The organism is Helcococcus kunzii ATCC 51366 (genome assembly GCF_000245755.1).
GTDB classification, from domain to species: Bacteria; Bacillota; Clostridia; order Tissierellales; family Peptoniphilaceae; genus Helcococcus; species Helcococcus kunzii.
The window spans coordinates 1236760-1262707 of record NZ_JH601088.1 but is presented as its reverse complement, the minus strand read 5'-3'; the positions used below and the strand labels follow the sequence as shown (position 1 = coordinate 1262707).

The window sequence follows — 25948 nt, the reverse complement described above, 5'->3', positions numbered from 1 at the left end:
GATTGTTTTGAAATGACTTAGAAGTTATTTTGAAGCAGTCTCTTTTTTATTTTGTCAAATTGCTAAAAAAGTTTAACATTCCCAAAAATATCGTGTTCTTGGGCTGATATATATGCATTTAAAAGTCAAGTAGTATAAGATGGTATATAAGGGTAAAAATTTATCCTTAAATAAGTTTAATATTTTGATTTTCTATGACAAGCTATCCAATATTGGGGTATATATATCCATATAACATAGCTTGATAATGGGAGAGGGGTAGGTGATTAAAATTATTGAATTTCAAAATGTAACTAAAAAATATTCTAAAGATGTTACTGCTGTAGATGGCATTAGCATGAAGATTAACAAAGGGGAATTTATTTGTTTAGTCGGTACTTCAGGTAGTGGTAAAACTACTTTAATGAGGATGATTAATAGGATGAATGTCCCAACTAACGGAAAAGTTTTAATTAATGGAAAGGATATTAGTAAGGAAAATCCTGTAAAACTAAGAAGATCAATAGGTTATGTTATTCAACAAATAGGATTATTGCCGCATATGACAATATTTGAAAATGTTGCGATTGTTCCAAGAATGTTGAAATGGCCTGAGTCTAAGATTAAAGACAGGGTTGAATCCTTAGCTGAAAAAGCGTCATTGGATAAAGATTATCTTAATTTTTATCCTTCAGAGTTATCTGGTGGTCAGCAACAGCGTGTCGGAGTTATCAGGGCGCTTGCTGCAGATCAGGAAATAATCTTGATGGATGAGCCATTTGGGGCGCTTGATCCGATTACAAGAGAAAGTTTACAAAAATTTACTAAAAACTTGCAAAAAGAATTAGGTAAAACTATTGTCTTTGTAACACATGATATGGATGAGGCGATTGCTCTAAGTGATAAAATAGCCATTATGGATAAGGGAAAATTAATTCAGTTTGACACACCAAAAAACATTCTTACTAATCCTGCATCTGAATTTGTTTCAGATTTACTAGGGGAAGAAAGAATTAAACAAAGTAAATTTAATTTCCAAAGTATTGATAATATAATGATGAAAAATCCAATCACGGTGACAAAAGATACAACTTTAAGAGAAGCGGCAGATATCATGAAAACAAAAAGAGTTGATACGCTTTTCGTTGTAACGGAAGATATGAAATTATTAGGTTTAATCAATATATTTAATTTACAAAGGCATACTGATCCAAATAAATTGGTTGGAGATATTATGGAAGAAGCGTTTTATCTACCAACTCATACATTAGTGCGAGATGTAATCTATTATATACAAAAATTAGGTTATAGAAATATCCCGGTTTTAGAGGGGGATAAATTAGTAGGGCTTATAACTAGATCTACAATTGTAGATTTTATCTATTCTGGTTATTGGGAAGGATACACTCCTGAAAATGATATACTAGAAGAACATAAAGCCGATAAAAGTAAGGATGGTGAGGTTGATGAAGTGGATATTAGATAATTTAGATACAATATTTAGTAAAACTTTTGAACACTTTATTATTTCCTTATTATCACTTGGTATTGGTTCTTTAATATCCGTACCAATTGGGATTTTGGTAAGTAAATCTAAAAAGTTATCTTCTATTGTATTATCTATAGCTTCAGTTTTACAGACTCTACCATCTTTAGCTTTATTAGCTATTATGGTGCCATTTTTTGGTGTAGGTAGACTACCTGCAATTGTAGCTTTAGTTGTGTATTCTCTATTACCAATACTTAGAAACACAATATTAGGAATAGAATCCGTAGACAAAAATACAATAGACGCTTCATATGGAATGGGAATGAGTTATTGGCAGGTTTTAACTAAAGTTCAAATACCTTTAGCATTGCCGATTATTATTTCTGGTATAAGTTTATCAGGGATTTATGTAGTTGCCTGGGCGACCATAGCCTCATATATTGGAGCTGGTGGTTTAGGAGATTTAATATTTATTGGATTAAACAACTACAATTTTGCGGCTATATATGCTGGAGCTATCCCTGTTACATTGATGGCTCTGTTATTTGAATTTGGTATTGGCAAAATAGAAGAGAGATTTACTCCTAAACATTTAATGAGAGAGAGGGAATAGTATGAAAAAAATAATTACATTATTGTTATCCTTCATCTTTCTTTTAACCGGATGTGCATTCCCAGGATTAGGTGGAAATGCGCAGACAGATGGCATAGTAGTAACAAGCGGAAGCTTAACCGAGAGACAGATTCTTTCAGAAATCACTGTTCAAATGATAAATCACTATTTGCCAGATGTAAAAACAGATTTAATAAATAATATTTCTTCTACACTGTTGATTGTACAAACTGTTAGAAATGGAAATGCCAATGTTATTGGAGCTAACTATTCAGGTACATCATTGACAGGTGAATTAGGTGAAGAAGCAATCATAGATCCTAAACAAGCTTTTGAAAAAGTTGTAAAAGGATATGATGAACAGCTTGATATGATTTGGTTTCCATCCTATGGATTCGACAATACTTACGCATTTATGGTTACTGAAGAATTTGCTAAAAAGCATAATCTAAAAAACACAAGTGATTTAGAAGAATTAAAAGATACGATTAAAGTAGGTGCTGATGCGGGATGGATAGATAAAGAAGGTGATGGATACAAAGCATTTAAAGAAAAATATGGATTTGGCTTTAAAAACCTTATGCCTATGGAAATGGGTATAATTTATGATGCTGTAAAAGATGGAAAAATGGACGTAGTATTAGGTTATTCTACTGACGGAAGAATCCAATCAAATAATCTTGTATTACTTGAAGATGATAAACAAATATTTCCAGCATATGACGCATCACCGGTAACAAGCAAAGAAATATTAAAAAGATATCCTAAATTGGAAGAAATCCTACTAAAATTAGAGGGTGAAGTTGATAACGAGATGATGCAAAAGCTAAATAGAAAATCCGATCAAGACAAGATTGAACCTAGATTAGTGGCTGAAGAGTTCTTAAAAGCTAATAACTACTTTGAAAATAAAAAAGTAAAGAAATTAGAAGACAGAGAACTCTATAAAGAGATATTGAAAGGAAATTAGTATGATATCAGATTTAATAGAATATTATAAAACTAATGGTTCCTACGTGCTAGAACAAGTATATCGACACTTTTTAATATCAATTTATGGTGTATTGTTAGCTGCAATAGTTGCAATACCATTAGGTTTTTATCTTGCAAGTAAGAAGAAATTAGCCAATTGGGTCATTTCTTTAGCAAATATCATTCAGACTGTTCCATCACTAGCGATGTTAGCTATCGTTATGGGTGGATTTGGACTAGGTCCAACGACGGTAATAGTTACAGTTTTTCTGTACTCAATATTACCAATACTTAAAAATACCTACACAGCTGTTTCAAATGTTGATGAAAACATCATTGACGCAGCTAAAGGTTTAGGTATGAATAGATTTCAGCTTATTAGAAAGATTCAATTTCCACTATCATTATCAGTAATCATGGGAGGGATAAAAAATTCCATGGTCTTAGGTATAGGTGTAGCAGCGATAGGTACATTTATCGGTGCTGGTGGATTAGGAGACATTATTTCCAGAGGGATAAATGTCAGCGATGGTGCAGACATTATACTTGCCGGGGCTATACCCACAGCATTGATGGCGGTAGTCATCGACATGATTTTATCCTTTATTGAAAATAAATTGGATAAAACGAAACATTAATTAAATACATGTTTCAAAACAAGATTCATTAATATCTGTAGATTGATACAGGTATTGATGAATTTTTATATTGGAGATGTTTTAGTTGATGATGGCTCTAAGTGAGTACTACATCTACTGTACAACTGGAAAATATCCAGAAAGCATATTATGGGCCATGTAAAAATTCACACGATTGTCTACAAAATGGGGGGTACTTTTTATGATTACATGTGTGAATGGGAAAATGGTCCAAATCCTTACATGTGTAAATCAAGCATTTAATAATACACATGTAAAAATGGAGAAAATGAAAAATTTCCTGATTAAATCACAAAACCTGAAATAGACAGAAAAAAATATTGAGCAATTTTCCTGATTAAAATGGGTATTTGGAAATAAACAGGTGCAACTTACAGGTGCTTTTCCTGATTAAATCGAAAATATCAAAATAATCAGGAAAAACCAACAAAAATCCTTCCTGATTAAATCGCAAAATCCTAAAATAATCAGGAAAAACCATCCTGGCCACAAGTTTTATCTTAGTAATATATGTTGTTTACATACGGTTATGCATTCCCACAATAGTTAATGAACAAATACTAAGCAATAATTATTTTATTCAATCTAAACACATTTCCAAAATATAAAAAATTGCTTAATTTAAAATTTGTTATATAATCTTATATGCTACATATAAAGAAGAAAGTTTAAGAGCAAATTCAAAAAAATAAATATATTAAATTTTGTTAACAATTTTCTCGAAAATAAAAAGATTTTAAAAAAAAATTTGCAATAAATCATTGGTTTTAGTATTATATACGAGTACTAAATTTAGCAATGAGGTGAGAGGTTGCTTGAAACGCTACTTCTTATGCGTATTTCAAGGGAATTCACACTGAGTTAGTTCAAACAAGATTTTGGGCGAGATAGCTTCGCTTTTTTTATGAAATGGATTTGTACACCCGGAAGAGAGTATGGCTATCAAGAAAAATAGGAGGAAGAAATGGCAAAACAAAAAATTAGAATTAGATTAAGAGCTTACGATCATGAAGTAATTGATTCTTCAGCTGCAAAGATCGTAGATGCATGTAAGAGAAGTGGTGCGGAAGTTTCAGGACCAATCCCACTACCTACAGAAATTGAAAAGGTAACAATAATCAGAGCGGTTCACAAATATAAAGATTCAAGAGAACAATTTGAACAAAGAACTCATAAGAGATTAATTGATATTGTAAATCCAAATTCAAAGACATTAGATGCTCTTAAAAAATTAAATCTACCTGCTGGTGTAGATATAGAAATTAAACTTTAAAACTTAGTATGATTGTGCGAAAGCACAATCCACTGTAAGAAAGGGGAAAAAATGAAAGGTATATTAGGAAGAAAAATTGGTATGACTCAAGTTTTCGATGAAAACGGAAAAGTTACACCAGTTACAGTAGTAGAAGCTGGTCCAGTAGTGATTACACAAATTAAAACACTTGAAAAAGATGGATACAGCGCTATTCAAGTTGGTTACGGTGAAAGAAAAGAAAAACACTCAAATCAACCAATGAGAGGACATTTTGGTAAAGCTGAAACAGAATTAAAAAGATATTTAAGAGAATTCTTAGTTGAAGATAGCTCAGAATTTTCTTTAGGACAAGAGTTTACAGTTGAATTATTCAACGATAAAGATATAGTAGATGTTATCGGTACATCAAAAGGTAAAGGAACACAAGGTTCTATTAAGAGACATAACTATAGTAGAGGACCAGAAGCACACGGTTCAAAATCACATAGAGTTGCTGGTGCTAGATCAGCTGGTTCATATCCTGCTAGAGTGTTCAAAGGTAGAAAAGGCTCAGGTAAAATGGGGCATGATAGAGTTACAGTACAAAATCTAGAAATAGTTAAAGTTGACGTTGATAAAAACTTACTACTAATTAAAGGTGCTATCCCAGGACCTAAAGGTGGACTAGTAACTGTACAAGAAGCTAGAAAAGCATCAAAATAGGAAGGAGATAGAATATGCCTAATGTTAATGTATTAGATATTAAAGGTAACAGCGTAGGAAACATCGATTTACCAGAATCATTATTTGGTTCAGAAATCAACGAACACGTTGTTTATGAAGTTGTTAAAAATCAATTAGCAAACAAAAGACAAGGTACACAATCAGCTAAAACAAGAGCAGAAGTTAGAGGTGGTGGTAAGAAACCTTGGAGACAAAAAGGTACAGGTAGAGCAAGACAAGGTTCAATCAGATCTCCACAATGGAGAGGTGGTGGTACAGTGTTTGCACCAAAACCAAGAAATTATTCTTACACAGTACCAAAGAAAGTTAGAAGATTAGCATTAAAATCTTTATTAACTTCAAAAGTAGTTGAAGAAGAAATTATTGTATTAAATGAATTAAACTTATCAGAAATTAGCACAAAAGAAGCAAAAACAATTTTAGGTGCTATTAACGCAGATAAGACAGCATATGTAGTAATTGATGAAGCTAATGAAAATATTTATAAATCATTCAGAAACATTGATGGTGTTGAAGTTGTAGTAGTAAACAACATGAATGTATATGATTTAATTAAACATAACTCATTAATCATAACAGAAGCTGCAGTTAAAAAAGCAGAGGAGGTATTCGCATAATGAAATCACCTTACGATATAATTATATCTCCAATAATCAGTGAAAGATCAATGGATTTAATGGAAGATAATAAATATGTATTTAAAGTAGACAAAAGATCAAACAAGTCAGAAATTAAAGCAGCAATTGAACAAATTTTTGAAGGCGTAAAAGTAGCAAAAGTAAATACTATCAATATGATTGGTAAAACAACAAGAATTGGTAGAACAGAAGGTAAAAGATCTGACTGGAAAAAAGCAATAGTTACATTAAAAGAAGATTCAAAAACAATTGAATTCTTTGAAAATATGTAATATAGGGGGATAAAATGGCTATAAAAAAATATAAACCAACTTCTGCTGGGCTTCGTTCAATGTCAGTGTTATCTTATGAAGAATTAACAAAGAAAGCACCAGAAAAATCATTGACAGCTCCTCTAAAAAAATCAGGTGGTAGAAACAACACAGGTAGAACTACTTCAAGATTTAGAGGTGGCGGAAATAAGAGAAAATATAGAATTATCGACTTTAAGAGAAATAAAGAAAATGTACCAGGAAAAGTAGCAGCAATTGAATACGATCCAAACAGAACAGCTAATATCGCTCTAATCCACTATGTAGATGGTGAGAAGAGATACATTTTAGCTCCAAAAGGATTAAAAATTGGTGATGTTATTGAAGCTGGTAATGATGCAGATATCATGATTGGTAATGCATTACAATTACAATATATCCCAGTAGGTACAAAAATTCACAATATTGAAATGAAACCTGGTAAAGGTGGTCAATTAGTAAGAACAGCTGGTGCAGAAGCACAATTAGTTGGTAAAGAAGGTAAATACGGTATAGTAAAATTACCTTCAGGTGAAATAAGAAGATTAGATATTAGATGTAAAGCAACAATTGGTCAAGTAGGAAATTTAGAACATGAATTAGTTTCTTTTGGTAAAGCTGGTAAGAAAAGATATACAGGCAAGAGACCACATGTTAGAGGTTCTGCAATGAACCCAGTAGATCACCCACACGGTGGTGGTGAAGGTAGAGCACCTGTTGGTAGACCACAACCTATGACACCATGGGGTAAGAAATCACGTGGAGTTAAGACTAGACGCTTTAAGAAGAAATCAACTAATGACATTATAAGAAGAAGAAAAGGTAAATAGATCTAGGAGGTAAGAAATGGGTAGATCTCTGAAGAAGGGACCATTTTGTGATGACCACTTAATGAAAAAAGTGGAAGTTCTAAATGAAGCAAATGATAAAAAAGTTATTAAAACTTGGTCAAGAAGATCAACAATATTTCCAGAATTTATAGGACATACAATTGCTATTCATGACGGAAGAAAACACGTTCCAATATATATAACAGAAGACATGGTAGGTCACAAATTAGGTGAATTCGTACCAACAAGAACATATAGAGGACACGATAAAAACGATAAAACAAGTAGAGTTAAGAAATAGGGGGATAGAATGGAAGTAAGAGCAGAAGCAAAATACGTACGTATTTCTCCATTGAAAGTACATTTTATCTGTAGAGAAATAGTTGGAAAGAATGTTGATGAAGCATTAAATATTTTAAGATTTACACCTAAAAAAGGTGCGAAAATATTAGAAGATGTATTAAAATCAGCTATCGCAAACGCTGAAAACAATCACAACCTTAATAGAGATGCTTTGATTGTTGACAAAGCTTGGGCAAATGATGGTCCAACCATGAAGAGAATTAGACCTAAAGCAAAAGGTTCAGCTTATCCAATACTTAAAAGAACATCACACATTGGTGTTGTTGTAAGAGAAGAAGAATAGGAGGAATATGATTTATGGGTCAAAAAGTTAATCCACATGGTATGAGAGTTGGGATTATTAAAGATTGGAATTCCAAATGGTTCGCAGATAAAAAAGAATTTTCAAAATTATTAGCAGAAGATAATAAAATTAGAAATTATGTTAAAAGATCACAATTTCAAGCTGGTGTATCCAAGATTGATATTGAAAGAACATTAAATAGAATTAAAGTTACTGTAAATACAGCTAAACCAGGTATGATCATCGGTAAAGGTGGTGCTGGTGTAGAAGAATTAAAAAATGCATTAGAAAAAATGACTAAAAAACAAGTTATTGTTAATGTAGAAGAAGTAAAAAACACAGCTGTTAATGCGCAATTACAAGCAGAAAGAATTGCTTCAGACTTAGAAAGAAGAATTACATTCAGAAGAGCTATGAAACAAGCTATTCAAACAACAATGAAAGCTGGAGCAAAAGGTATGAAGACTCAAGTTTCAGGAAGACTTGGTGGCGCAGATATGGCTAGAACAGAAGGTTATTCAGAAGGTAATATACCTCTACAAACACTAAGAGCTGATATCGATTATGGATTTGCAGAAGCAGATACAACATACGGTAAGTTAGGTGTTAAAGTTTGGATTTACAAAGGTGAAATACTTCCAGGACAAAAAGCTGTAGAAGAAGTAAGACCAAATAATCCAAAGAGAAATAATAGAAATAACAGATCAAGAAACAATAGATCTAATAAACAAGACTAGAATGCTCCAATTAAGAGTTAATTGGTATAAGGAGGATAAACTATGCTAATGCCTAAAAGAGTTAAGCGTCGTAGAGTTCATAGAGGAAGAATGAAGGGAAACGCGCAATCAGGTAATCAACTTGCATATGGTGAATATGGATTACAAGCGTTAGAGCCACACTGGATTACTTCAAACCAAATTGAAGCTGCCAGAAGAGCAATGACAAGATATATTAAAAGAGGTGGTAATATCTGGATTAAAATTTTCCCAGATAAACCAGTAACAAAAAAACCTGCAGAAGTTAGAATGGGTTCTGGTAAAGGTGCTCCAGAATATTGGGTAGCAGTTGTTAAACCTGGTAGAATCCTATTTGAAATGGGTGGGGTTACAGAAGACATTGCAAGAGAAGCTATGAGACTTGCAAGTGCTAAACTACCAATCAAAACAAAATTTGTTGCTCGTCCAGGTTCTGGAGAAAGTGAGGGAAACAAATAATGAAAGCTAAAGAAATTAGACAATTATCAGATCAAGAACTTAATAATAAGTTAGTTAGCTTAAAAGAAGAATTATTTAATTTGAGATTCCAAGCTGCTACAGGACAAATTGAAAGTATGAGTTCAATCGGTAAAATTAAACAAGATATCGCAAGAGTTAAAACAATAATGACAGAAAGAAAGAATAATATAAATAGGGAGGCTTAATATGGAAAGAAACCAAAGAAGAACTTTTATCGGCTTAGTTGTTTCTGATAAAATGGATAAAACAATTTCAGTAGAAATTACAAAATCTGTTAAGCATCCAATTTATAAGAAATTCATTACAAGAAGTAAAAAAGTAAAAGCGCACGATGAAAATAATGTTGCTAATATTGGCGACAAAGTTTTATTAATGGAAACAAGACCTTTATCAAAAACAAAAAGATTTAGACTTGTTGAAGTATTAGAAGAAGCTAAATAGACTTTTATTTCTGGAAAGGAGATTGTGAATGATTCAAGCAGAAACACGTATGAAAGTTGCAGATAATTCAGGTGCAAAAGAACTACTAGTTATAAAAGTATTGGGCGGATCAAAGAGAAAATACGCAAACATCGGTGACGTAGTAGTATGTTCAGTTAAAAGTGCTACTCCAGGAGGAGTTGTTAAAAAAGGTGCTGTTGTTAAAGCAGTAATCGTTAGAACTAAATCTGGTATTGATAGAGAAGACGGTTCATATATTAAATTTGATGACAATGCTGCAGTAATAGTTAAAGAAGATAAGAACCCAGCTGGTACACGTATTTTTGGACCTGTTACAAGAGAACTAAGAGCAAATGGATTTATGAAAATTATATCATTAGCTCCAGAAGTTTTATAAGGAGAATAAAATGCATATAAAGACTGGTGATAAAGTACAAGTTATTAAAGGAAAAGACAGAGGTAAGGTTGGTAAAGTATTAGTAGCATTACCTAAGAAAAATAGAGTAATAGTTGAAGGTGTGAATGTTCAAATTAAACATCAAAAACCTACATCAGCTACACAACAAGGTGGAATCGTTGAAAGAGAAGGAGCAATTGATGCTTCAAACGTACTTTTATACGATGAAAAATTAGGCAGAGGTGTAAGAACAAGAACTGAAGTACAAGATGGAAAAAAAGTTCGTGTTTCAACTAAATCTGGCGAAAAATTAGATAAGTAGAAGGGAGACACGATGGCTTCTAGATTAAAAGAATTATATACAAATGAAGTTTTACCTGCATTGGTTAAAGAGTTTGACTACAAAAACGTTATGCAGGCTCCAAAGTTAGAAAAAATAGTTTTAAACATTGGTTTGGGCGAAGCTAAAGATAATGTTAAATTGTTAGAATCAGCTGTTGACGAATTAAGAACAATTACAGGTCAACAACCAGTAATCACAAAAGCGAAAAAATCAATATCTAACTTTAAGTTACGTGAAGGTCAACCAATTGGTCTTAAAGTAACTTTAAGAGGTCAAAGAATGGAAGATTTCTTTGATAAATTAGTTAATATTGCATTACCAAGAGTTAGAGACTTTAGAGGTGTTTCCGCTGATTCATTTGACGGAAGAGGAAATTATGCTTTAGGTATTAAAGAACAATTAATATTCCCAGAAATCGTATTTGATAAAATTGAACAAATAAGAGGTATGGATATTATTATTGTTACTACTGCTGAAACTGACGAAGAAGGAAGAGCATTACTAGCAAAACTTGGTATGCCTTTCAAGAAGTAGGTAAGGAGATAACATGGCGAAAAAGTCAATGATTGCAAAACAACAAAGAAAACAAAAATTTTCAACAAGAGAATACACAAGATGTAGTCTATGTGGTAGACCACATTCAGTACTAAAAAAATATGGAATTTGTCGTATATGTTTCAGAGAACTTGCATACAAGGGTGAAATCCCTGGTGTGAAAAAATCAAGTTGGTAAGAGGGAGGTAAATATTTATGATGACTGATCCAATAGCAGATATGCTATCAAGAATTAGAAACGGGAATTTAGCAAAACATAAATCAGTAGAAGTTCCAGCATCTAATATGAAGAAAGACCTTGCTCAAATCTTATTAGACGAAGGATATATTAAAGGGTTTTATGTAACTGAAGATGATAAACAAGGAATAATTACTATCGACTTAAAATATGTTGATGATCAAAGAGTTATTTCAGGATTAAAAAGAATTTCAAAACCAGGACGTAGAGTATATGTGGGTGCACAAGATGTTCCTCAAGTGTTAAATGGCTTAGGTACAGCAATTATATCTACATCAAAAGGTGTTATGACAGATAAAAAAGCGAGACAAGAAACTGTTGGCGGCGAAGTGATCTGCTACGTTTGGTAGTATTTCAACAAGGAGGAAGATATGTCAAGAATTGGATTAAAACCAATAGAAATCCCTGCAGGTGTTGAAATTAAATTTACAGACGGTCTAGTAGAAGTTAAAGGACCTAAAGGAAATTTAAGTCAAGAAGTTGGCAGTGGTTTCAAAGTTAATATTGAAGAAGGACAACTTTCAGTAGAAAGACCTTCAGAATCAAAAAATGATAGATCATTACATGGTTTATACAGAACATTAATACAAAATATGGTTATAGGTGTAACAGAAGGTTACAGCAAACAATTAGAAATTGTTGGTACAGGATATAGAGCTCAAAAACAAGGTAATAAATTAAACCTAAGTTTAGGTTTTTCACATCCATTAGTTTTAGAAGATCCAGAAGGTATCACAACAGAAGTACCAAGTGAAAGAGTTATTATCATTAAAGGTATTGATAAGCAATTAGTTGGTGATTATACAGCTAAAATCAGAGCTTACAGAAGACCAGAACCATATAAAGGTAAAGGTGTTAAATACTCAGGCGAACACATTAGAAGAAAAGTTGGTAAGACTGGTAAGTAGAAGGGAGTAAACAATGGCAAAAATTAATAAAAAATCAAATAGACTAGCTAGACATTTAAGAGTTAGAAAAAATCTTAGCGGTACTCCTGAAAAACCAAGACTAAATATGTATAAGAGTAATGCTAATATCTATGCCCAAATTATTGATGATGTTAATGGAGTAACTCTTGTTAGTGCTTCAACATTAGATAAAGAATTAAAAGGTGATCATGTAGGTGCAAATATTGAATCTGCTAAAAAAGTAGGTGAATTAGTTGCTAAACGTGCATTAGAAAAGGGTATTGATACAGTAGTATTTGATAGATCAGGTTATATATATCACGGCAAAGTAAAAGAACTAGCAGAATCAGCAAGAGAAGCTGGTTTGAAATTTTAGTCGGGAGGAAACATGAGAAAAGACAAAAGACAAAATGTATCAGAATTTGAAGAAAGAGTTGTTTCTATCAGCAGAGTTACAAAAGTAGCTAAAGGTGGTAGAACAATGAGATTCTCAGCATTAGTTGTTGTTGGAAACAAAAAAGGTAAAGTAGGTATCGGAACTGGTAAAGCAAATGAAGTTCCTGAAGCTATTAGAAAAGGTGTTGAAGACGCAAAGAAAAATGCTGTAGAAATTAATATTGTAAATGGAACAATTCCTCACGAAATTTATGGTGAAAAAGGTGCTGGTTTAGTACTATTGAAACCTGCTAAAGAAGGGGTTGGAGTTATTGCTGGTGGACCAGTTCGTGCTGTTTGCGAATTAGCTGGTATCCAAAATATTCGTGCTAAGTCACTAGGATCATCAAACGCTAAAAGTATAGTTAACGCAACTTTAACAGGATTAAGATCAGTTAAAACAGTTGAAGAAGTAGCTAGACTTCGTGGTAAAAGTGTTGATGAGATACTAAGCTAGGAGGTTGCAATGGCGAAATTAGAAATTACACTTACAAAAAGTACAATCGGTAGATTAGATAAACATATTAAAACTGTTGAAGCTTTAGGCTTAAAGAAAATTGGACAAACTGTTGTAAAAGAAGCAAATCCTGCAATCTTAGGAATGGTGAAATCAATCGACTTTATGCTAAAAGTTAAAGAAGTTGAGTAGGAGGTGTACGATGAAATTACATGATTTGAGACCGGCACCAGGTGGAGAAGTTAAGAGAAAGAAAAGATTAGGACGTGGTAACGCATCTGGCTTAGGAAAAACATCAGGCCGTGGACAAAAAGGTCAAAAAGCTAGAAATAAAGTGAGAATGGGATTCGAAGGTGGACAAATGCCACTTTATAGAAGAATACCAAAAAGAGGCTTTACTAATATTTTTGCAAAACAATATGGTGAAGTTAATCTATCACAATTAAATAGATTTGAAGACGGAACAGAAGTAACACCAGAATTATTGTTTGAAGTTGGTTTAGTAAAACCTTCTAAAGCAAAAGACGGAATCAAGATTTTAGGTTCTGGAGAACTAGACAAAAAACTAGTTGTTAAATCACATAAGTTTTCTAAATCCGCAGAAGAGAAAATTACTTCTCTAGGGGGAAGGGTAGAGGTGATCTAAATGTTGAAGACATTAGCCAACGCCTGGAAAGTAGAAGATTTAAGAAAAAAAATGTTATTTACATTAATGATAGTTGCGATTTTTAGATTTGGTAATGTATTACCATTACCATTCATTAATCCAAGTGTTGTTAAACAAATTTATGCTGGACAAGCTGGTAGCTTATTAAGTATCTTAAACTCCGTAACAGGGGGTAGTTTAGATAGTTTATCAGCATTTGCATTAGGGGTTGGTCCCTACATTACATCCTCTATCGTTGTTCAATTGTTAACATTTGCTATTCCTTCATTAGAAGAAATTTCAAAACAAGGTGAACAAGGTAGAAAACAAATTCAAAGAATTACAAAATACTTAGCATTAGGATTAGCACTATTACAAGCTTATGGTATTGTTATAGGTATCTTTAGTTCAGTATTTACAGCTGAAGGATTTTTACCAAAACTTATTGTTATTACAGCATTAGTAGCTGGTACACAATTTGTTGTTTGGTTAGGTGAATTGATAACAGAACATGGTATTGGTAATGGTATTTCAATGATTATCTTCTTAGGTATCATATCAAGACTACCAAACACTATAATTACTTGGGGTAAAGGTGTAATAAATGGAGCTCCAGGATTTGAATGGTGGAAAGCTCTTATACTTATTGCAATATTACTTTTATCCGTAGTATTTGTAGTATACCTAACACAAGGTGAAAGAAGAATTCCTGTACAATATGCAAAAAGAGTAGTAGGAAGAAAGATGTATGGTGGTTCATCAACACATATTCCAATTAAGGTAAATATGAGTGGAGTTATGCCAGTAATCTTTGCATCATCATTACTAGCTTTACCACAAACACTAGCATTAGTAATTGGTGGTGGATTTAGAGATTTTGTTCAAAAATATCTAAGTACAAACTCAACTATTTCAGTAATAGTTTTCGTTATAGTACAATTTGCATTAGTTATCCTATTTGCATATTTCTATAACTCAATACAATTTAATCCTTATGAATATTCTAAGAACTTACAACAAAATGGTGGTTTCATCCCAGGTATTAGACCAGGAAAACCAACTACAGAATATTTAGGAAGAATCGTAAGTAGAATTACTATGATTGGTGCTATAGGATTAGGTATTATAGCAGCTGCACCAAGACTATTCGGTCATTTTATGAGTGTTAACCTATTATTAGGTGGTACTTCAATAATCATCGTTGTTGGTGTTATAATTGAGACAGTAAATCAATTAGAAGCTATGATGCAAATGAGACATTATAAAGGTTTCTTAAATAAATAAAGGGGATTGATATGATTTTAATATTATTAGGCCCTCCAGGAGTTGGAAAGGGATCACAAGCTAATAAAATAATCGATGGATTTGGTGTTACACATATCTCAACAGGAGATATTTTTAGAAAAAATATCAAAGAAGAAACAGAATTGGGATTAAAAGTTAAAGAAATCATTGCTGCAGGAGAGCTAGTTTCAGACGATTTAACAAATGAATTAGTTTTTGATAGATTGAGCAATGAAACATCAGAAAATGGATTTATGTTAGATGGCTATCCTAGAAATATTAATCAAGCTGAAGCTTTAGACAAATGGTTATCTGAAAATGGTAAAGAATTGACTAAAGTAATTTATATTGATGCTGATAAAGATGTTCTTATTTCAAGAATTGCAGGTAGAAGAGTTTGCAAGAATTGTGGAGCAACTTATCATGTAGTAAATCATCCACCGAAAGAAGAAGGTATTTGTGATATATGTGGAGGCACATTGATACAAAGACCTGATGATAATGAAGAAACTGCTAAATCAAGAATAGAAATTTATGAAGAACAAACTTCTCCATTAGTTGAATATTACACAAAATCAGGTAAATTACAAAGATTTAATGGTAATAACGAAATAGAAGAAGTTTATTTAGAAATAGAAAATTCTCTGAAGTAATTCATATGAAGTTAAGTAAAAAAAATATTAGTGGATATTGTGTTGGGCAGCTTTGTTATTCTAAACAAGGGCGCGACAAAGATAAGGTTTATATCGTGTATGAAATTGTAGATGAGGATTATATTCTTGTAGTGAATGGAGATGACAGAAAAATCAGCAATCCAAAGAAAAAGAATAAAAAACATTTACAGAAGATGAATCATATTATAGAAGACTTTGATAAGATGAAATCAGAAGATGAAATTAATGATTTAATTGTTAAGAGATATATAAAGGAAAAGACACAGGAGGAAAACTTAATCGATGTCAAATAAAGAAGTTATAGAAGTTACTGGTAAAGTAGCAGAAGCATTACCAAACACAAAGTTCATAGTAGAATTAGAAAATGGTCATCAAATATATGCCCATATTTCAGGAAAATTAAGAATGAATTATATAAAAATTCTTCCAGGTGATGAGGTTACAGTTGAAATGTCACCATATGATTTAACCAAGGGAAGAATTACTTGGAGAAAGAAATAGGAGGATTTTATGAAAGTAAGACCATCAGTTAAAAAAATGTGTGAAAAATGTAAAATTATCAGAAGAAAAGGTAAAGTTATGGTAATTTGCGAAAATCCAAAACACAAACAAAAGCAAGGTTAAGGAGGCAAAGCTTTGGCTAGAATATCAGGAGTTGACTTACCAAGAGAAAAAAGAGTTGAAATTGGTTTAACTTATATTTTCGGAATTGGTAGATCAAGATCAAATCAAATATTATCTGATGCTGGAGTAAATCCGGATACAAGAGTTAAGGATCTTACAGAAAGCGAATTATCAGCTATTAGAGAACAAATCGACAAGTATTCACTTGAAGGTGATCTAAGAAGAGATATCAGTATGAACATTAAAAGACTTCGTGAAATTAATAGTTACAGAGGTCGTAGACATAAATTAAATTTACCAGTAAGAGGACAAAACACAAAAAACAATGCTAGAACTCGTAAAGGTAAAAAGAAATAGGGGGTAGAATTTGGCAAAAGCAACAAAAACTCCACGTGGTAAACAAGCACGTGTTAGAAGAAGAGATAGAAAACAAATCGAAAGAGGCCAAGCTTATATCAACTCAACATTCAACAATACAATGGTTATGTTAACAGATATGAATGGTAATGCTATTTCTTGGGCATCAGCTGGTCAATTAGGTTTCAAGGGCTCTAGAAAATCTACTCCATTTGCAGCTCAACAAGCTGCAGAAGAAGCAGCAAAAAAAGCTATGGAACATGGATTAAAAACAGTTGAAGTATTTGTTAAAGGACCTGGTTCAGGTAGAGAATCTGCAATCAGAGCTTTACAAACATCTGGTTTAGAAATCAATAGGATTAAAGATGTTACTCCAATACCTCACAATGGTTGTAGACCACCTAAGAAGAGAAGAGTATAGGGAGGATATTAAGATATGGCAAAATATAAAGGTCCAGTACTTAAAAGAGCAAGAGCTTTGGGTGTTGCTCCACAAGTACTAGGTATTAATAAAAAATCAAACAAAAACCCAAACACAGGTAGAAACAAATTAAGTGAATATGGTTTACAAGTTAAAGAAAAACAAAAAGCAAAATTTGTTTACGGTGTTTTAGAAAAACAATTCAGAAAATTATATGCTAAAGCTGAAAAAATGCAAGGCATCACTGGTGAAAACTTATTACAATTATTAGAATTAAGATTTGATAATGTTGTATATAGAATGGGATTTGCTAAAACAAGAAGTGAAGCAAAACAATTAATCGCTCACGGACATTTCCTAATTAATGGAAAGAAAGTTGACATTCCTTCATATACTGTATCACAAGGTGACGTAATTTCTGTAAGAGAAAAATCAAGAAATAACGGCATTTTCAAATATGCAGAAGATAAAGTATGGAACCAAGCACAATGGGTTAGTGTAGATATTGAAAAACTTGAAGGTAAAGTAAATTCAATTCCAACTAGAGAAGATATTGATTTTGAAATCAATGAACAGCTAATTGTAGAATTATATTCAAGATAATAGTTTAAAGCACAGGAGGCTAATCCGTGATAGAAAAGCTAAATACAAAAATAGAAATTTTAGAACTTAATGAGGCCAACAATATGGGAAGTTTTGTAATCTCTCCATTAGAAAGAGGTTACGGAACTACTCTAGGTAACAGTATGAGAAGAGTTTTGCTTTCATCCTTACCTGGTACAGCTGTATCAAGTATAAAATTTGATGAAGGTGTATTACATGAATTTACTACTGTTAAAGGTGTTATAGAGGATGTGCCTGAAATAATACTTAATATTAAAGGTATAGCAATTAAAAAATTAGTAGAAAATCCAGAACCAATTGTTCTAAGATTAGATATTGATGGACCAAAAATTGTTACTGCTGGAGATATTACAGGAGACGCAAATCTAGAAATTGTAAATAAAGATCACTACATCGCAACAGTTAACGAAGAAGGTTCTATTCATATGGAACTAACTGTAGTTGACGGAAACGGATACTCAGTTGCTGATCAACATCAACATAAAATTGAGAATGCTCCTATTGGCTTAATTTCTATAGATTCATCATTTACACCAGTTAAGAATGTTAACTTTATTGTTGAAAAAACAAGAGTTGGACAAACAATTGATTATGATAAATTAATCTTAGAAGTTATAACAAATGGAACAATCACACCACAAGAAGCTGTTTCAGATGGTGCAAAAATTCTTATCAATTACTTAGATTTCTTTACAGAGTTACCTAATTTAGATCAAGAGGAACCAGTTGTTGAAGAAGTTGAAGAAGAAGATGAGACAGAACAATTATTATCTTTAACATTAGAAGAATTGGACTTAAGTCTAAGAGCCTTTAACTGTCTAAAAAGAGCTGGGTTAAACACAGTTGGAGAAATCCTTGAAGTGCCAGTAAACGAATTATCAAAAATTAAAAACTTTGGTAAGAAATCATTCCTAGAAGTTAAAGAAAAAATTGAAGATTTAGGTTTAGAGTTATTAGATGATAGTGAAGAAGAATAATTAGGAGGCAGTATGTCAGATTTAAGAAAATTAGGTAGAAGAACTGACCACCGTAATGCAATGTTAAGAAATCTTGTTCAATCACTATTAGAAAATGGTAGAATCATTACTTCAGTTACTAGAGCAAAAGAAGCTCAAAAACTAGCTGAAAAAATGATCACATTAGCTAAAAGAGGTGACTTACATGCAAGACGTCAAGCGTTAGCTTACATCTACAATAATGACGTAGTAGAAAAATTATTTGACGAATATGGTCCACAATACAAAGAAAGAAATGGTGGATACACTAGAGTATTAAAAATGGGACCAAGAAGAGGGGATGCCACAGAAATGGCAATCCTAGAATTAGTTTAGTCGATAAAAGTTAGTTTATGAATAGGACTGTTGCAAAATGACTGAAAAGTTGTTTTGAAACAGTCTTTTTTAATGTGTGGGAATGGGGGGTGGTGGAAGAGTTGATTAGAATGTGCTGATGAAATTTATCCACCAACACTATTTATTGTACAACCTTATTTATTATAGAATCTTTATTGTAGAACCAAATAATCTAAATGATATGTGTGTAAATTTATAAGATTGATGTTTATATGAAATAAGAAAAGATGGTCTGTGGATACCACACGGGGGTAAGATTTAGACCATAAAAATAAAAAGTATGGTCCGTAGATACCCTGGAAGGGTATGCTACGGACCATGTTTTTTTAGATATTAATTCTAAAAGTTAGGAAAAATGACTAAAATTTTAGGTTTATATACATATTAAGTGCTTTTCCATTAGATTTATGGTCTTAGATATACGGAGGTGAGGGATTTACAGACCATAAAAATAATATTTATGGTCCAATAGATACAGAGGTGGGGTATATGCGAGAAAATGATTCAAATGGATGTAAATGACTTTATAAAATTAATAAGAAAAAAAAGTACTAGAAATATTTTAAAAAGATTTGCAGAATTGTTTACGAATTCACAGTCTCTGTTGACAAATAATTATTTATATTTAGTTTCAATAAGACGATTTATATTTATTTACATAAATATTTAGGTGATGTTTCTCTATAAAATAACAAAGTAAATTAAACGTGTAAATTTAGCTATTATAGGATTTTTTATATATTTTAATATAATAATATTACTGAATATTGACATATTAATAAATAATTGACATATTATGCATTTAAATATACAATGCTAATATAACGTTTGCACATCATTTTTTGTAATATATATATAATTTCTACTAAGGTAGATTAGCATTTAATAGTTAATGATGTGCAAATGTTAAAAATATTAATAAAAAAAAGGAGAAATAAATGTTTGAAAAATTAAGTAACATTGTTTCAATTTCCAAAACTATTAGATTTAAGCTAATACCAGTAGGAAAAACACTAGAAAATATAGAAAAACTTGGAAAATTGGAAAAAGATTTCGAAAGATCTGACTTTTATCCAATTCTAAAAAATATTTCTGATGATTACTATAGACAATATATTAAAGAAAAATTGTCAGATTTAAATTTAGATTGGCAAAAATTATATGATGCTCATGAACTGTTAGATTCTTCAAAAAAAGAATCACAAAAGAATTTAGAGATGATTCAAGCTCAATATAGAAAAGTCTTATTCAATATTCTATCAGGGGAATTGGATAAGAGTGGTGAAAAAAATTCTAAAGATCTAATAAAAAATAATAAAGCATTGTATGGCAAATTATTTAAGAAACAATTTATTTTAGAAGTTTTACCAGACTTTGTTAATAATAATGATTCTTATAGTGAAGAGGATTTGGAAGGTTTAAATCTATATAGTAAATTTACAACGAGATTAAAAAACTTTTGGGAAACAAGAAAAAATGTATTTACAGATAAAGATATAGTAACTGCAATTCCATTTAGAGCTGTAAATGAAAATTTTGGATTCTATTATGATAATATAAAAATTTTTAATAAAAATATAGAATATCTTGAAAATAAAATTCCTAACTTAGAAAATGAATTAAAAGAAGCAGATATTTTGGATGATAATAGATCCGTTAAAGATTATTTTACACCTAATGGGTTCAATTATGTAATAACTCAAGATGGAATAGATGTATATCAAGCTATAAGAGGTGGATTTACAAAAGAAAACGGTGAGAAGGTTCAAGGGATAAATGAAATATTGAACCTTACTCAACAACAGTTAAGAAGAAAACCTGAAACAAAAAATGTTAAATTAGGTGTATTAACGAAATTAAGAAAGCAAATATTAGAATACTCAGAATCAACATCATTTTTAATTGATCAAATTGAAGATGATAATGACTTAGTAGATAGGATAAATAAATTTAATGTTTCATTTTTTGAATCTACTGAAGTTTCCCCATCATTATTTGAACAAATAGAAAGGTTATATAATGCCTTAAAATCAATAAAAAAAGAAGAGGTTTATATAGACGCAAGAAATACGCAAAAATTTTCACAAATGTTGTTTGGTCAATGGGATGTAATTAGAAGAGGTTATACAGTAAAAATAACCGAAGGATCTAAAGAAGAAAAGAAGAAATACAAAGAATACCTTGAATTAGATGAAACTAGCAAAGCAAAAAGATATCTAAATATAAGAGAAATTGAAGAGCTCGTTAATTTAGTTGAAGGATTTGAAGAAGTTGATGTTTTCAGTGTTTTATTAGAGAAATTTAAAATGAATAATATTGAGAGATCAGAATTTGAAGCCCCAATATATGGTAGTCCGATTAAGTTAGAGGCTATTAAAGAATATTTGGAAAAACATTTAGAAGAGTATCATAAATGGAAATTATTGTTAATAGGTAATGATGATTTGGATACAGATGAGACATTTTATCCTTTGTTAAATGAAGTAATTTCTGATTATTACATAATCCCTTTATATAATCTGACAAGAAATTATTTGACAAGAAAACATTCAGACAAAGATAAAATAAAAGTTAATTTTGATTTTCCAACTTTAGCAGATGGTTGGAGTGAAAGTAAAATATCTGATAATAGAAGTATTATTTTAAGAAAAGGTGGATATTATTATTTAGGTATATTAATTGATAATAAACTATTAATAAATAAAAAAAATAAATCAAAAAAAATCTATGAGATTTTAATTTATAATCAAATTCCTGAATTTAGTAAATCTATACCAAATTATCCATTTACAAAGAAAGTTAAAGAGCATTTTAAAAATAATGTATCTGATTTTCAATTAATAGATGGTTATGTAAGTCCTTTAATAATAACTAAAGAAATATATGATATAAAAAAAGAAAAAAAATACAAAAAAGATTTCTATAAAGATAACAATACTAATAAAAATTATTTGTATACAATATACAAGTGGATAGAATTTTGTAAACAATTTTTATATAAATATAAAGGTCCTAATAAGGAATCATATAAAGAAATGTATGATTTTAGTACATTAAAAGACACTTCTCTGTATGTTAACTTGAATGACTTCTATGCAGATGTCAATTCTTGTGCATATAGAGTTTTATTTAATAAAATTGACGAAAATACTATTGATAATGCAGTTGAAGATGGAAAATTATTGCTTTTCCAAATATATAATAAAGACTTTAGTCCTGAGAGTAAAGGTAAGAAAAATTTACACACTTTATATTGGTTATCTATGTTTAGTGAGGAAAATTTAAGGACTAGAAAATTAAAATTAAATGGCCAAGCAGAAATTTTTTACAGAAAAAAATTAGAAAAGAAACCAATTATTCATAAAGAAGGTAGCATTTTACTAAATAAAATCGATAAAGAAGGAAATACTATTCCAGAAAATATTTATCATGAATGCTATAGATATTTAAATAAAAAAATCGGTAGAGAAGATTTAAGTGATGAAGCAATAGCCTTATTTAATAAAGATGTATTAAAATATAAAGAAGCTAGATTTGATATAATAAAAGATAGAAGATACTCTGAATCACAATTTTTCTTCCATGTTCCAATAACTTTTAATTGGGATATTAAAACCAATAAAAATGTAAATCAAATTGTTCAAGGCATGATAAAGGACGGAGAAATAAAACATATAATAGGTATTGATAGAGGAGAAAGACATCTACTTTATTACTCTGTTATTGATTTAGAAGGTAACATTGTTGAACAAGGTTCATTGAATACTCTAGAGCAAAATAGATTTGATAATTCTACAGTAAAAGTTGATTATCAAAATAAGCTAAGAACAAGAGAAGAAGATAGAGATAGAGCTAGAAAAAATTGGACAAATATAAATAAAATCAAAGAATTAAAAGATGGTTACTTAAGCCACGTAGTTCATAAATTAAGTAGATTAATAATAAAATATGAAGCTATTGTTATCATGGAGAATCTTAATCAAGGTTTTAAACGTGGTAGATTCAAAGTAGAGAGACAAGTATATCAAAAATTTGAACTAGCATTAATGAACAAACTTTCTGCTTTATCATTTAAGGAAAAATACGATGAAAGGAAAAATTTAGAACCTTCAGGAATACTAAATCCAATACAAGCATGTTATCCAGTTGATGCATATCAAGAATTACAAGGACAAAATGGTATTGTATTTTATTTACCTGCAGCATATACTTCTGTAATAGATCCTGTGACGGGTTTTACAAATTTATTTAGATTAAAGTCTATTAATAGTTCTAAGTATGAGGAATTTATTAAGAAGTTTAAAAACATATATTTTGATAATGAAGAAGAAGATTTTAAGTTTATATTTAATTACAAAGATTTTGCAAAAGCTAACCTAGTAATACTAAACAATATCAAATCAAAAGATTGGAAAATATCTACTAGAGGTGAGAGGATTTCATATAATTCTAAAAAGAAAGAATATTTTTATGTTCAACCTACGGAGTTTCTCATAAATAAGTTAAAGGAATTAAATATTGATTACGAGAATATTGATATAATTCCTTTAATAGATAATTTAGAAGAAAAAGCTAAAAGAAAAATATTAAAAGCATTATTTGATACTTTTAAATATAGTGTACAGTTAAGAAACTATGATTTCGAAAATGACTATATTATATCACCTACAGCAGATGATAATGGAAATTATTATAATTCTAATGAAATTGATATTGATAAAACTAATCTTCCAAATAATGGAGATGCTAATGGAGCATTTAACATTGCAAGAAAAGGATTATTACTAAAAGATAGGATAGTTAATTCAAATGAATCAAAAGTTGATTTAAAAATTAAAAATGAAGATTGGATAAATTTTATTATAAGTTAAAAGGAGGGAGGGAGGTTTAACCTCCCTCAAATATTATGGAACAGATGATAACTTTCGCTGAACTTAATGACTTTATTTTTTGTCCTATGTCATTATATTTCCATTCTTACTATTTAGACTTTAATGACGGAATATATAAAAGTACAAGTCAAATCAATGGAAGTCATGCACATTCTGCAGTTGACGAAAATAGATATTCAACGAGCAAAAATGTATTGCAAGGAACATCTTTATATTGTGAACGATATAATTTAACGGGGAAATTGGATACGTTTTATATTAATGAAGGCAAAATAGTGGAAAGAAAGAAAAAAGTAAAACAAATATTTGATGGTTATATATTTCAAACATATGCACAATATTTTTCTTTATTAGAAATGGGGTTTAAAATTAATTCTATCGAAATATATAGTATAGATGATCATAAACATTATCAAATTAAGTTACCTTGTGAAGATAAAGAAATGTTTGAGAAGTTCGAGTCTGTTATAAATCAAATCAATAATTTTGATTATTCAAATTTTAATCAAACAAATAGAAAAAAGTGTGAAAATTGTATTTATAATCCTTTATGTGGAGGTACAGATGTTGAGTAGAAATGATTATATGTTTAAGAAAATAATAATTGTATTTACTAATAAGGGTGAAAAATTTAGAATACAAAATGACAATTTAATTGTTGAAGATAATAATGGTGAAATAATTTTGCAAAGCACAGGTTATAGAATTTTTTCTTTGTGGATTGTAGGAAATTATAATATAACGACTCCCTTGATAAATAGAGCAAAAAAGTTTGGGTATTCTATTTTTTTATTTTCACATTCATTTAGAATTATTGAGTCATTCTGTATTCCTTTGGAAGGAAATACACTTTTAAGACAAAGACAATTTTATAATGAGAATAATTTTGATATTGCTAAGCATTTTGTTAAAAATAAGATCGAAAATCAAAAATATGCATTAAAAAAATCTGATTTAGATAACTTAATATTAAATAATGTAAATCTAAAATTAGATGAATATTATAATAAAATTGATAGTATTGAAGATGATAAATCTTTACTTGGTATTGAAGGGGCAGCATCAAGGTTATACTTTTCTACGTTATTTATTGGGAAAGATTGGAAAGGTCGAAAACCAAGAGTAAAACATGACATTAATAATTGTTTAATGGATTTAGGTTATACACTATTATTTACTTATATAGAAGCGTTATTAAAATGTTTTGGTTTTGATTCGTATATAGGGGTTTACCATAAAATATTTTATAAAAGAAAATCATTAGTTTGTGATATGATTGAACCTTTTAGACCGATTATAGACTATCAAATTGTGAAAATGAATAATCTTAATATGATTGATAATAATGATTTTACTATTAGAAATTTTCAAGTAACTTTAAATTATAAAGATTCAAAAAAATATGTTGGATGTCTAATGAAAGCCATACTCGACAATAGAGAAGATTTGTTTATGTATGTTCAAAATTATTATAGAGCATTTATGAAAAATAAAAATATCGTCGATTTTCCGGTATATAAATTTAGGTAGGTATGATATGTTATTTGTAAGTTATGATATTAAAGATGATAAGACAAGAACTAGATTTTCAAAATATTTGAGTAAATACGGGTATAGAGTGCAATATTCCATTTTTTGTGTGAAAAATTCAGATAGAATATTAAATTTGATTAAAGCGGAAATTGAAAATAAATTTAAAAAACAATTTAGGGAATCTGATAGTGTTATGATATACAAAGTTGATAAAAATAGTATTATTAATTATGGGTATCCAATTCACGAAAATGATGATATAATTATTATATAAACCCTATACTTAATATAGAATTTCTTAAAGGATATCTAAAAATGTATTCATTAAATGAGAGTTTATGCATTGCAATACTAACTATAGTGACATTCGGAGCGCTTGTATTGAATATATATGTATTAGCTCTTTAAGAGATACTATTAATTTCTACTATTGTAGAT

Annotated in this window: 39 protein-coding genes; all 39 read left to right on the top strand. The window is 30.2% G+C overall.

Annotated features, from left to right (window positions below; genetic code table 11):
- The first annotated feature begins 262 nt into the window (after positions 1-262).
- The 39 genes from HMPREF9709_RS05760 to cas2 all read left to right on the top strand — a co-directional run bounded on the left by HMPREF9709_RS05760 (position 263) and on the right by cas2 (position 25784).
- Complete coding sequence (locus HMPREF9709_RS05760) at positions 263-1465, top strand: ABC transporter ATP-binding protein (protein WP_005398648.1); 1203 nt, start codon at positions 263-265, stop codon at positions 1463-1465.
- Positions 1446-2081: an ABC transporter permease gene (locus HMPREF9709_RS05755; protein WP_005398647.1), complete on the top strand. Its 636-nt coding sequence runs from the start codon at positions 1446-1448 to the stop codon at positions 2079-2081. The genes HMPREF9709_RS05760 and HMPREF9709_RS05755 overlap by 20 nt, the downstream gene beginning before the upstream one ends.
- 1 nt (position 2082) lies before the next feature.
- Entirely contained in the window at positions 2083-3051 is a 969-nt protein-coding gene (locus HMPREF9709_RS05750; RefSeq protein ID WP_005398646.1) for an osmoprotectant ABC transporter substrate-binding protein, read from the top strand.
- A 1-nt stretch (position 3052) separates the two neighbouring features.
- Complete coding sequence (locus HMPREF9709_RS05745) at positions 3053-3691, top strand: ABC transporter permease (RefSeq protein ID WP_005398645.1); 639 nt, start codon at positions 3053-3055, stop codon at positions 3689-3691.
- A gap of 985 nt (positions 3692-4676) precedes the next feature.
- A complete protein-coding gene (gene rpsJ, locus HMPREF9709_RS05740) occupies positions 4677-4985 on the top strand; it encodes a 30S ribosomal protein S10 (protein ID WP_005398644.1) in 309 nt (102 codons plus the stop codon).
- 51 nt (positions 4986-5036) lie between these two features.
- The gene (gene rplC, locus HMPREF9709_RS05735; RefSeq protein WP_005398643.1) at positions 5037-5669 is read left to right on the top strand and encodes a 50S ribosomal protein L3; all 633 of its coding nucleotides are present in this window, start codon (positions 5037-5039) and stop codon (positions 5667-5669) included.
- A gap of 14 nt (positions 5670-5683) precedes the next feature.
- Positions 5684-6307, top strand: a complete 624-nt coding sequence (gene rplD, locus HMPREF9709_RS05730) for a 50S ribosomal protein L4 (RefSeq protein WP_005398641.1) — start codon at positions 5684-5686, stop codon at positions 6305-6307.
- Positions 6307-6600, top strand: a complete 294-nt coding sequence (gene rplW, locus HMPREF9709_RS05725) for a 50S ribosomal protein L23 (protein ID WP_005398640.1) — start codon at positions 6307-6309, stop codon at positions 6598-6600. Before rplD ends, rplW begins: the two co-directional genes overlap by 1 nt.
- A gap of 14 nt (positions 6601-6614) precedes the next feature.
- Complete coding sequence (gene rplB, locus HMPREF9709_RS05720; RefSeq protein WP_005398639.1) at positions 6615-7448, top strand: 50S ribosomal protein L2; 834 nt, start codon at positions 6615-6617, stop codon at positions 7446-7448.
- A 16-nt stretch (positions 7449-7464) separates the two neighbouring features.
- Positions 7465-7749: a 30S ribosomal protein S19 gene (gene rpsS / locus HMPREF9709_RS05715; RefSeq protein ID WP_005398638.1), complete on the top strand. Its 285-nt coding sequence runs from the start codon at positions 7465-7467 to the stop codon at positions 7747-7749.
- Positions 7750-7758: 9 nt separating this feature from the next.
- Positions 7759-8094 (top strand): 50S ribosomal protein L22, encoded by a 336-nt coding sequence (gene rplV, locus HMPREF9709_RS05710; RefSeq protein WP_005398637.1) that lies wholly within the window; start codon positions 7759-7761, stop codon positions 8092-8094.
- 14 nt (positions 8095-8108) lie between these two features.
- The gene (rpsC, locus tag HMPREF9709_RS05705; RefSeq protein WP_005398636.1) at positions 8109-8831 is read left to right on the top strand and encodes a 30S ribosomal protein S3; all 723 of its coding nucleotides are present in this window, start codon (positions 8109-8111) and stop codon (positions 8829-8831) included.
- Positions 8832-8873: 42 nt separating this feature from the next.
- A complete protein-coding gene (gene rplP / locus HMPREF9709_RS05700; protein WP_005398634.1) occupies positions 8874-9308 on the top strand; it encodes a 50S ribosomal protein L16 in 435 nt (144 codons plus the stop codon).
- Positions 9308-9514: a 50S ribosomal protein L29 gene (gene rpmC / locus HMPREF9709_RS05695; protein ID WP_005398633.1), complete on the top strand. Its 207-nt coding sequence runs from the start codon at positions 9308-9310 to the stop codon at positions 9512-9514. The genes rplP and rpmC overlap by 1 nt, the downstream gene beginning before the upstream one ends.
- Position 9515: 1 nt before the next feature.
- Entirely contained in the window at positions 9516-9770 is a 255-nt protein-coding gene (gene rpsQ, locus HMPREF9709_RS05690; RefSeq protein ID WP_005398632.1) for a 30S ribosomal protein S17, read from the top strand.
- Positions 9771-9798: 28 nt separating this feature from the next.
- The gene (gene rplN / locus HMPREF9709_RS05685) at positions 9799-10167 is read left to right on the top strand and encodes a 50S ribosomal protein L14 (protein ID WP_005398631.1); all 369 of its coding nucleotides are present in this window, start codon (positions 9799-9801) and stop codon (positions 10165-10167) included.
- 10 nt (positions 10168-10177) lie between these two features.
- Positions 10178-10489 (top strand): 50S ribosomal protein L24, encoded by a 312-nt coding sequence (gene rplX, locus HMPREF9709_RS05680; RefSeq protein WP_005398630.1) that lies wholly within the window; start codon positions 10178-10180, stop codon positions 10487-10489.
- Positions 10490-10501: 12 nt separating this feature from the next.
- Entirely contained in the window at positions 10502-11044 is a 543-nt protein-coding gene (gene rplE, locus HMPREF9709_RS05675; protein ID WP_005398629.1) for a 50S ribosomal protein L5, read from the top strand.
- A gap of 13 nt (positions 11045-11057) precedes the next feature.
- Positions 11058-11243: a type Z 30S ribosomal protein S14 gene (locus HMPREF9709_RS05670; protein ID WP_005398628.1), complete on the top strand. Its 186-nt coding sequence runs from the start codon at positions 11058-11060 to the stop codon at positions 11241-11243.
- Positions 11244-11260: 17 nt separating this feature from the next.
- Complete coding sequence (gene rpsH, locus HMPREF9709_RS05665) at positions 11261-11653, top strand: 30S ribosomal protein S8 (RefSeq protein ID WP_005398627.1); 393 nt, start codon at positions 11261-11263, stop codon at positions 11651-11653.
- 21 nt (positions 11654-11674) lie between these two features.
- On the top strand, positions 11675-12211 hold the full coding sequence (gene rplF / locus HMPREF9709_RS05660) for a 50S ribosomal protein L6 (RefSeq protein WP_005398626.1): 537 nt from the start codon (positions 11675-11677) through the stop codon (positions 12209-12211).
- Between the two features lie 13 nt (positions 12212-12224).
- The gene (gene rplR, locus HMPREF9709_RS05655) at positions 12225-12587 is read left to right on the top strand and encodes a 50S ribosomal protein L18 (protein ID WP_005398625.1); all 363 of its coding nucleotides are present in this window, start codon (positions 12225-12227) and stop codon (positions 12585-12587) included.
- 12 nt (positions 12588-12599) lie between these two features.
- On the top strand, positions 12600-13103 hold the full coding sequence (gene rpsE, locus HMPREF9709_RS05650; protein WP_005398624.1) for a 30S ribosomal protein S5: 504 nt from the start codon (positions 12600-12602) through the stop codon (positions 13101-13103).
- Between the two features lie 9 nt (positions 13104-13112).
- Positions 13113-13295 (top strand): 50S ribosomal protein L30, encoded by a 183-nt coding sequence (gene rpmD, locus HMPREF9709_RS05645; protein ID WP_005398622.1) that lies wholly within the window; start codon positions 13113-13115, stop codon positions 13293-13295.
- Positions 13296-13305: 10 nt separating this feature from the next.
- The gene (gene rplO / locus HMPREF9709_RS05640; protein ID WP_005398620.1) at positions 13306-13749 is read left to right on the top strand and encodes a 50S ribosomal protein L15; all 444 of its coding nucleotides are present in this window, start codon (positions 13306-13308) and stop codon (positions 13747-13749) included.
- Positions 13750-15033 (top strand): preprotein translocase subunit SecY, encoded by a 1284-nt coding sequence (gene secY, locus HMPREF9709_RS05635; RefSeq protein WP_005398619.1) that lies wholly within the window; start codon positions 13750-13752, stop codon positions 15031-15033. It begins immediately after the preceding gene.
- An 11-nt stretch (positions 15034-15044) separates the two neighbouring features.
- Entirely contained in the window at positions 15045-15686 is a 642-nt protein-coding gene (locus HMPREF9709_RS05630) for an adenylate kinase (RefSeq protein WP_005398618.1), read from the top strand.
- Between the two features lie 5 nt (positions 15687-15691).
- Positions 15692-16000 carry a KOW domain-containing RNA-binding protein gene (locus HMPREF9709_RS05625; RefSeq protein ID WP_005398617.1) on the top strand — a complete coding sequence of 103 codons (309 nt, stop codon included), beginning with the start codon at positions 15692-15694 and terminating at the stop codon, positions 15998-16000.
- Positions 15990-16208 carry a translation initiation factor IF-1 gene (infA, locus tag HMPREF9709_RS05620; RefSeq protein ID WP_005398615.1) on the top strand — a complete coding sequence of 73 codons (219 nt, stop codon included), beginning with the start codon at positions 15990-15992 and terminating at the stop codon, positions 16206-16208. The genes HMPREF9709_RS05625 and infA overlap by 11 nt, the downstream gene beginning before the upstream one ends.
- A 9-nt stretch (positions 16209-16217) precedes the next feature.
- Complete coding sequence (gene rpmJ / locus HMPREF9709_RS05615) at positions 16218-16331, top strand: 50S ribosomal protein L36 (protein ID WP_005398614.1); 114 nt, start codon at positions 16218-16220, stop codon at positions 16329-16331.
- A gap of 12 nt (positions 16332-16343) precedes the next feature.
- Entirely contained in the window at positions 16344-16688 is a 345-nt protein-coding gene (gene rpsM, locus HMPREF9709_RS05610; RefSeq protein ID WP_005398611.1) for a 30S ribosomal protein S13, read from the top strand.
- Positions 16689-16698: 10 nt separating this feature from the next.
- The gene (gene rpsK / locus HMPREF9709_RS05605; RefSeq protein WP_005398610.1) at positions 16699-17109 is read left to right on the top strand and encodes a 30S ribosomal protein S11; all 411 of its coding nucleotides are present in this window, start codon (positions 16699-16701) and stop codon (positions 17107-17109) included.
- A 15-nt stretch (positions 17110-17124) separates the two neighbouring features.
- Positions 17125-17712 carry a 30S ribosomal protein S4 gene (gene rpsD / locus HMPREF9709_RS05600; RefSeq protein ID WP_005398609.1) on the top strand — a complete coding sequence of 196 codons (588 nt, stop codon included), beginning with the start codon at positions 17125-17127 and terminating at the stop codon, positions 17710-17712.
- Positions 17713-17738: 26 nt separating this feature from the next.
- Positions 17739-18710 (top strand): DNA-directed RNA polymerase subunit alpha, encoded by a 972-nt coding sequence (locus tag HMPREF9709_RS05595; RefSeq protein ID WP_005398608.1) that lies wholly within the window; start codon positions 17739-17741, stop codon positions 18708-18710.
- Between the two features lie 12 nt (positions 18711-18722).
- Positions 18723-19064, top strand: coding sequence for a 50S ribosomal protein L17 (gene rplQ, locus HMPREF9709_RS05590; RefSeq protein ID WP_005398607.1), 342 nt, complete (start codon positions 18723-18725; stop codon positions 19062-19064).
- Positions 19065-20023: 959 nt separating this feature from the next.
- A complete protein-coding gene (cas12a, locus tag HMPREF9709_RS05585; RefSeq protein WP_005398606.1) occupies positions 20024-23956 on the top strand; it encodes a type V CRISPR-associated protein Cas12a/Cpf1 in 3933 nt (1310 codons plus the stop codon).
- 44 nt (positions 23957-24000) lie between these two features.
- Positions 24001-24552, top strand: coding sequence for a type V CRISPR-associated protein Cas4 (gene cas4 / locus HMPREF9709_RS05580; protein ID WP_005398604.1), 552 nt, complete (start codon positions 24001-24003; stop codon positions 24550-24552).
- Positions 24542-25507 (top strand): type V CRISPR-associated endonuclease Cas1, encoded by a 966-nt coding sequence (gene cas1 / locus HMPREF9709_RS05575; protein WP_005398602.1) that lies wholly within the window; start codon positions 24542-24544, stop codon positions 25505-25507. Before cas4 ends, cas1 begins: the two co-directional genes overlap by 11 nt.
- 7 nt (positions 25508-25514) lie before the next feature.
- A complete protein-coding gene (cas2, locus tag HMPREF9709_RS05570; RefSeq protein ID WP_005398601.1) occupies positions 25515-25784 on the top strand; it encodes a CRISPR-associated endonuclease Cas2 in 270 nt (89 codons plus the stop codon).
- Positions 25785-25948: the final 164 nt, after the last annotated feature.

Excerpts from the sequence above, each read along its gene's own strand:
- HMPREF9709_RS05755 (WP_005398647.1), top strand. The coding sequence starts at position 1,446 with ATGAAGTGGATATTAGATAATTTAGATACAATATTTAGTAAAACTTTT.
- HMPREF9709_RS05750 (WP_005398646.1), top strand. The coding sequence starts at position 2,083 with ATGAAAAAAATAATTACATTATTGTTATCCTTCATCTTTCTTTTAACC.
- HMPREF9709_RS05745 (WP_005398645.1), top strand. The coding sequence starts at position 3,053 with ATGATATCAGATTTAATAGAATATTATAAAACTAATGGTTCCTACGTG.
- rpsJ (WP_005398644.1), top strand. The coding sequence starts at position 4,677 with ATGGCAAAACAAAAAATTAGAATTAGATTAAGAGCTTACGATCATGAA.
- rplC (WP_005398643.1), top strand. The coding sequence starts at position 5,037 with ATGAAAGGTATATTAGGAAGAAAAATTGGTATGACTCAAGTTTTCGAT.
- rplD (WP_005398641.1), top strand. The coding sequence starts at position 5,684 with ATGCCTAATGTTAATGTATTAGATATTAAAGGTAACAGCGTAGGAAAC.
- rplW (WP_005398640.1), top strand. The coding sequence starts at position 6,307 with ATGAAATCACCTTACGATATAATTATATCTCCAATAATCAGTGAAAGA.
- rplB (WP_005398639.1), top strand. The coding sequence starts at position 6,615 with ATGGCTATAAAAAAATATAAACCAACTTCTGCTGGGCTTCGTTCAATG.
- rpsS (WP_005398638.1), top strand. The coding sequence starts at position 7,465 with ATGGGTAGATCTCTGAAGAAGGGACCATTTTGTGATGACCACTTAATG.
- rplV (WP_005398637.1), top strand. The coding sequence starts at position 7,759 with ATGGAAGTAAGAGCAGAAGCAAAATACGTACGTATTTCTCCATTGAAA.
- rpsC (WP_005398636.1), top strand. The coding sequence starts at position 8,109 with ATGGGTCAAAAAGTTAATCCACATGGTATGAGAGTTGGGATTATTAAA.
- rplP (WP_005398634.1), top strand. The coding sequence starts at position 8,874 with ATGCTAATGCCTAAAAGAGTTAAGCGTCGTAGAGTTCATAGAGGAAGA.
- rpmC (WP_005398633.1), top strand. The coding sequence starts at position 9,308 with ATGAAAGCTAAAGAAATTAGACAATTATCAGATCAAGAACTTAATAAT.
- rpsQ (WP_005398632.1), top strand. The coding sequence starts at position 9,516 with ATGGAAAGAAACCAAAGAAGAACTTTTATCGGCTTAGTTGTTTCTGAT.
- rplN (WP_005398631.1), top strand. The coding sequence starts at position 9,799 with ATGATTCAAGCAGAAACACGTATGAAAGTTGCAGATAATTCAGGTGCA.
- rplX (WP_005398630.1), top strand. The coding sequence starts at position 10,178 with ATGCATATAAAGACTGGTGATAAAGTACAAGTTATTAAAGGAAAAGAC.
- rplE (WP_005398629.1), top strand. The coding sequence starts at position 10,502 with ATGGCTTCTAGATTAAAAGAATTATATACAAATGAAGTTTTACCTGCA.
- HMPREF9709_RS05670 (WP_005398628.1), top strand. The coding sequence starts at position 11,058 with ATGGCGAAAAAGTCAATGATTGCAAAACAACAAAGAAAACAAAAATTT.
- rpsH (WP_005398627.1), top strand. The coding sequence starts at position 11,261 with ATGATGACTGATCCAATAGCAGATATGCTATCAAGAATTAGAAACGGG.
- rplF (WP_005398626.1), top strand. The coding sequence starts at position 11,675 with ATGTCAAGAATTGGATTAAAACCAATAGAAATCCCTGCAGGTGTTGAA.
- rplR (WP_005398625.1), top strand. The coding sequence starts at position 12,225 with ATGGCAAAAATTAATAAAAAATCAAATAGACTAGCTAGACATTTAAGA.
- rpsE (WP_005398624.1), top strand. The coding sequence starts at position 12,600 with ATGAGAAAAGACAAAAGACAAAATGTATCAGAATTTGAAGAAAGAGTT.
- rpmD (WP_005398622.1), top strand. The coding sequence starts at position 13,113 with ATGGCGAAATTAGAAATTACACTTACAAAAAGTACAATCGGTAGATTA.
- rplO (WP_005398620.1), top strand. The coding sequence starts at position 13,306 with ATGAAATTACATGATTTGAGACCGGCACCAGGTGGAGAAGTTAAGAGA.
- secY (WP_005398619.1), top strand. The coding sequence starts at position 13,750 with ATGTTGAAGACATTAGCCAACGCCTGGAAAGTAGAAGATTTAAGAAAA.
- HMPREF9709_RS05630 (WP_005398618.1), top strand. The coding sequence starts at position 15,045 with ATGATTTTAATATTATTAGGCCCTCCAGGAGTTGGAAAGGGATCACAA.
- HMPREF9709_RS05625 (WP_005398617.1), top strand. The coding sequence starts at position 15,692 with ATGAAGTTAAGTAAAAAAAATATTAGTGGATATTGTGTTGGGCAGCTT.
- infA (WP_005398615.1), top strand. The coding sequence starts at position 15,990 with ATGTCAAATAAAGAAGTTATAGAAGTTACTGGTAAAGTAGCAGAAGCA.
- rpmJ (WP_005398614.1), top strand. The coding sequence starts at position 16,218 with ATGAAAGTAAGACCATCAGTTAAAAAAATGTGTGAAAAATGTAAAATT.
- rpsD (WP_005398609.1), top strand. The coding sequence starts at position 17,125 with ATGGCAAAATATAAAGGTCCAGTACTTAAAAGAGCAAGAGCTTTGGGT.
- rplQ (WP_005398607.1), top strand. The coding sequence starts at position 18,723 with ATGTCAGATTTAAGAAAATTAGGTAGAAGAACTGACCACCGTAATGCA.
- cas12a (WP_005398606.1), top strand. The coding sequence starts at position 20,024 with ATGTTTGAAAAATTAAGTAACATTGTTTCAATTTCCAAAACTATTAGA.
- cas4 (WP_005398604.1), top strand. The coding sequence starts at position 24,001 with ATGATAACTTTCGCTGAACTTAATGACTTTATTTTTTGTCCTATGTCA.
- cas1 (WP_005398602.1), top strand. The coding sequence starts at position 24,542 with ATGTTGAGTAGAAATGATTATATGTTTAAGAAAATAATAATTGTATTT.
- cas2 (WP_005398601.1), top strand. The coding sequence starts at position 25,515 with ATGTTATTTGTAAGTTATGATATTAAAGATGATAAGACAAGAACTAGA.